Annotated in this window: 3 protein-coding genes; all 3 read left to right on the top strand. The window is 61.4% G+C overall.

Translation table 11 applies throughout. The features are described 5' to 3' along the window. Positions 1–37 precede the first annotated feature (37 nt). The gene (locus tag FVQ81_15870; GenBank protein MBW7998009.1) at positions 38–1114 is read left to right on the top strand and encodes a hypothetical protein; all 1077 of its coding nucleotides are present in this window, start codon (positions 38–40) and stop codon (positions 1112–1114) included. A gap of 242 nt (positions 1115–1356) precedes the next feature. Beyond that, positions 1357–1959 (top strand): hypothetical protein, encoded by a 603-nt coding sequence (locus FVQ81_15865; GenBank protein MBW7998008.1) that lies wholly within the window; start codon positions 1357–1359, stop codon positions 1957–1959. Positions 1960–2061: 102 nt separating this feature from the next. Beyond that, a partial coding sequence (locus tag FVQ81_15860; protein MBW7998007.1) for a carboxypeptidase regulatory-like domain-containing protein occupies positions 2062–5563 on the top strand: 3502 nt, incomplete at its 3' end.

The raw sequence follows: 5563 nt of genomic DNA, 5'->3' as shown, positions 1-5563 counted from the left end.
AGCTCACTCATACACTCGTCCGATCACGACTGTTTCTTTGGCCGCACTAATTCTGCTGCTGGCCTCCGGCTGCACATCCACCGCCGCCGGCGGAGGGTTCAGCGCGGAGAGCCGGGTCAATACCGGCTGGGAATACGACGACAACGTGTTTGAAAGCAGCTCCGGCAAGACCGCCGGGGGCGCGGTAACCGCGGCACTGTTTTCCCGTCTCAAATTCAGCTCGCCCGCTGCCCTGACTCTGCTCGACTACAACCTGGGTTATCAGGCCCACCATCGGCTGGACAGCGATGACGGGCTGGTTGCCGGAGACGTGCTGGTCAACAGGCTCAACGCCCACAGCAGGCGCAGGCTGGGGGGGCTCTGGACGGCCGGTGCGGGTGGAGACCTCAAAGTCCGCAATGTCTACCGCAAAAATCGACTCAACCTGCTCAGCGAGGAGGGGTACACCCGCGGCTCCGCTCTGCTGACCGCCACCCGTCGCCTGGGCGGCAATGCGGCGCTCCGGCTCGATTACCGGCTCACCTTCTGTAATTTCGAGACATTTACAACGTTCGATTATGTCTCCCACAGCCCCGGAGGCAAGCTGATCAGACGTCTGAACCGGAACACGGCGCTCTCGTTCGGCTATACCTACATCCGTCGCGGCTACGAGCGGACAGTCAATGTCAGGGCCGGTGACGGATCGTTGGTGAGAGGGAACGGTCGCCAGCGCGACAACCTTCACCTGCTCGAAGCGGGAGTCAGCTACTCAAAGGGTATGCTGTTCAATTTTACCTGGGCTCTTCTGCGCAACGACTCCAACAACTACGGCTTCTCCTACTGGAACAACCGGTTCACCCTCCTGTTTGCCGACCGCCTGCCGGGCGGGCTGTTCCTCAACGCGTACCTCTTTTTCGAACTTAAACGCTACAGCGACGAGACGGGAGGGCCTTTGCTGGTGGATATCCTTACCGAGGAAAACGACAACAACGGCGCGGTTGTCAAACTCTCCCGTGAACTGGCCGGCACACTGGAGGCGTCGCTTACCGTCGCCCTGTACCGTAACGAATCCTCGATCCGCGAATTGAATTTCCGCAAGAACGTAATCACCTCCGCCCTGACTGTCAGGTTCTGACACTCCCGGATTTCCGGGACCCCCTTTCAGAAATCTGATATCTGCTCTGTCCTTTCTGCGCATTGCCACAGCATAGCTTGAAGCATTCGGAATCTCATAACACTATAAAATTCAAGCAGATAAAAGATGGCTTGGTCATCTGTACGGGAGTCAGCCGGCTCTGGTCTGCAACTTGCTCATTGCTGCCGGTGGACGGGTGGATGGGTGATTTGAAAAAAAATTGATCCGAAAGGGACCAAACGATGATCCGGAGAATGATCGAAACAGGCCTGGCAATCCTGCTGGCGTTGCCGTTGCACGTTTTCGGGGCGGAGACTGCCCGGAACGGGCAGCCAGCCGGGGAGGTCGAAGCGGCCGGGGAACTGCGCAGCCTGGCCGAAAATATCAGGCTGGGCCGTGCGGTCAGGGAATTCGCCGAGGAGTTCGCCCTGTTCGACACACAGCTCTACGGGCGCCTGCAGGATAACGAAAGTCAGCAGGTACGCATGCAGCAGTTGAGCGGCGAAATCAGCGACGCCAACCAGCAGATCGATCAGGCGATGGAGCAGATCGACCATGACCGCATAGATTTGATCGGTGGGGGCTTTGAAGGCATGACTCCCGCCGAGCGGGCAATCATAGAGGAAGTCAAGCAGCTCGAAAGCGATGTGGCGGCGATGGAGCAGCGGATGAACGAGCTGCACGCTCTCAGCCCTCTGCCCGCCACCAGCGAACTGCTGGATGCTTCCCGCTGGGAGGACCTGCTGTATTCCGGCAGCACCCGGGACCTGCTCGAATTGATCGAGAGCACCCTGAATGTCAGCGTAGAGGCCGGGCAGGCTGACAGCGCCGCACCTGACAAGTAACAGACACATTTCTATTCGAGGTTATCATGTTCGGGTTTTTGATTCTCCCCCAGGTCAAACCGGCTGAAACTGGTGATGAAAAAGATAATTGAGTAGAGAAAAATGAACCAAATGATCGAGGAGAGAAAAATGAGCCTGCGCAGTTTAAGTCGGATACGGCGGATATTACTTGCTGCATGCGTTAGCGTAACCGTGGCCGGTCTGGGAATCGGTGGCGGTCTTGCGGCTCTCGAGCTTTCCCCCGGCCACGGCAGGCTGGTCAAGCTGCTGAAGGCCGGCGCAGACTCCGGTCGCGAAACACTCCGTCCTGCCGCGGTCGGCGTTCGGGACCATGCGGCTGTTGTGCGGATCGACGATGATTCCGGTGAACCCAGCCGGATAAGCGCCGCCGGGCGCAGGGTGTACCGCGAACCCACCCGGCAGGCGAGGCAAATGCTGCTGGAGGGGCTGGCCGCCAGGATCAGAAGTATGCCGGCCGGTGATTTCGACAGAGATATCGCCGCGCTGGCCGGTTACAGGGGCTTGCTCGGTGATGCGGCAACGGTCAGGCTGGTGGCGGGCGATGACGGGGACGGGATGATACCGTTGCCGCTGGATGCGGTGGAGGAAGTGGAACCCAATGACGACTGGCCCGGCGCCCAGCCGCTTGCGCTCGGAGATACCCTTTCCGGGTCGGCGGTGCCGTTTGCAGATATCGACGTGTTCAGTTTCCAGGGCCAGGCGGGACAGTATGTCAGAATCGAAGCCCTGCCGCTGGAGGCTGATATTTATGGGACTGCGTATGCGATAGTCCGGCTGTTCGGGCCGGACAGCATGCAGGTGCATGGAGGTTTCTATGCCCTCTACGAGGACGTGTCCGTCCAGTCAGCGGATGTTTCCAGCAGGCTGATCTGGCCCGGCGGCAATATCGTAGCCGCCAGCCTGGATTCGACGGGGACTTACCATGTGGTGGTGGAGGTGTATCCCGGTGACATCCGCTGGCTGGACGGTGGGATGCTGATAACCGAAGACGGCGATTACGAGCAGATCGCTTACCGGCTGACGCTCGATACCCTGACTACCGGCAAGGTCGATGGTCTGGTTACCGACGAGGGCGGGGGCGCGGTGGAAGGTGCGGTGGTGGAGTTGTGGTCGAGGGACGGGATCGGCGGAGCGCGCGCGGTGACCGACATAGAGGGCCGGTTCAGCAGGCAGCTTCCCGCCGGCACCTGGGGCGTCTATATCGAGGGTCCCGAGGGCGGACCGTATCCCTCCGGCCAGAACCAGCGGGAATTTGTCCACGATGGCGCCGCAACGTCCGTGACTTTCGAACTGGCGCGCGGCGTGGTGTTCAGCGGACGGATCGAAACCGACCGCGGCGAAGCCGCGCCGTATGTCGGATTCAGCCTGATCGACACAGTCGACCGCCAGTACCGCTGGGGCCAGTCGGATGAACAGGGCGATTTCAGCGTGGCCGTATTCCCCGGCACGTTCGACCTCTATCTGCACCCCGGCTACCTCTATCCGCCCCAGCCGGTGATCGAGGGTGTGGTGATCGAGAGCGATACCACCGCAGTGATCGTACTCGACAGCGGCCTGCGAGTCAGCGGCGCTTTGCTTGACGCCGACGGTGAGCCGCTGCCGGAAACCTGGGTTACGTTTTACGGCCAGGAGCTGAGCCGCTGGGTCATGACCTCGACCGAGGGTGAATACACGATCAACCTGCCGGAGGGCAGATACTGGGCTGATGTCCGCCCCGCCGTGGAGTTGCTGGTTCCCGCCCAGGTAGCCGGGCCGTTCGACATCACCGAAGACATCGAACTGGATATCGAACTGGCGCGCGGCGCGATCCTGGGAGGCAGCGTTTACGACGACCGCGGCAGCCCGGTGGCCGGGGCGCAGATCAATCTCTGGCAGAAGATCTATTATATCTACCTGGAGGAACCGACGGACAGCACGGTCAGGAGCGATGACGGGATCATCTATTTCAACGAGACTGGCGAGGCGATCTATCCCGACCTGGTCGATCCCGCAATCTGGGCCGGAGATAATGGAGCCCGGCCCCAGAGTTACTTCCAGTTACGCACCGATGAGAAAGGCATGTGGCGGATCGCTCTGCTGGGCGGCGAGTATTCTGTCGACGTGGTGGCTCCGTACCCGTATCCCTCGCAAAGGGTGACTCTCGGGACGTTCACGCTCGAGGAGGGCCGGGAGGTCGACGCCGGCCGGGTGGAGATAACCTATGGCGTGCTCTTCAGCGGCCGCGTGATGATCGATCCGGAAACACCGCTGGCCTGGACAGGGTTCAATATGGTGGCCGTGAAGCCTGAGCCGGAAGATGACGGCGGGATTACTCTCATGCTCTATAGGATCCCCGCCCCCTCCCTCTGGGTTAACACCGACGGCGACGGGGCGTTCGGCGTGCAGGTGCTGCCGGGAACCTACAATCTGATGTTCGACCCCCGCTACAGCGCCCAACAGTTCCCTGTCCAGTGGATTTACGACGTGGACCTGTCTGCCGACGCGGCGATGGATATCGTCCTCGAAGCCGGCTATACGCTCAGCGGCAGGACTGTCGATGAGTTCGGCTCCGGACTGAGCGGCAGCCGTCTTGATTTCTACGAAGAAACCGGGGCCTGGCGCGGCACTGCCTATACCGGCGGTGACGGCGCATTCAAAATCGGTCTGGCCACGGGCGACTACAACGTGCTGGTGACCCCGGTCAAGGGATATTTCCCCGATTCGACCAGCTATGCGGTCTCTGTCGACTCTGACAGGCAGATCGAGATCGTGCTCCGCAGGGGAGTGCGTGTCTACGGCCGCGTTACGGCCCGGGACGGACACCCCCTCGGCCGGGTCAGTATCCAGTTGCTGCCCCATTTCGACTGGCCAAGCCCCGGTGAGACGGAGCCGGCTGAAACCAGGGTCTCGCTGGCCTCCCATGTCCTCAACGACGATTCGGACGGTGACGCGGCTGTCTACTACCCTTATCCGCAGCCGGTGACCCGCAGCCAGTTCATGACCTTCAGCGACCCGGACGGAGAGTGGGAACTGTTTGTCCGCCGGGGAGCATACGACCTGTTCGCCGCCCCGTCGATAGCGGGGTTCGCCAACGCGTTCCTGCCGAACCTGGATTGCAGCGGGGAAAGACGGATCGATCTGGTGCTCGAGCAGACCGAGATAGTGTTCGAGGGTATGGTTACCGACCAGGCCGGCCGTCCCGCACCGGGTACGCTGGTCAGCCTGTTCGATCCCGCCAGCGGCGGCCACGTTTCGGCGTTCACCGATGAGGCCGGGCGTTTCCGTCTGGACCTGCCGATGGGCGATTACGAGATGTTTATCGAGGCGCCCGCCGGTAACAGCGAGCTGCCGACCTCGGACCGGTTGAAGCTCGACGGCGACCGTCAGGTCCTGATTCAGCTCGGCCGCGGCTTGCTGGACAGCAGTCCCGGCACCAGCCTGCCCAGGTCGTTCGCCTTGAGCCAGAACGTGCCTAATCCGTTCAACCCCAGCACCACGATCAGCTACGCGCTCGAACAGCAGGCTCGGGTGAACCTGGCGGTCTACAACCTCCGCGGACGCACTGTGGCCGTGCTGGTGGACAAAGTGCAGGGGGAGGGCGATA

This window comes from Candidatus Glassbacteria bacterium, from assembly GCA_019456185.1.
GTDB lineage: Bacteria > Gemmatimonadota > Glassbacteria > GWA2-58-10 > GWA2-58-10 > JAJRTS01.
The sequence above is the reverse complement of the archived record's forward strand: the minus strand, read 5'-3'. Positions and strand labels throughout refer to the sequence as shown.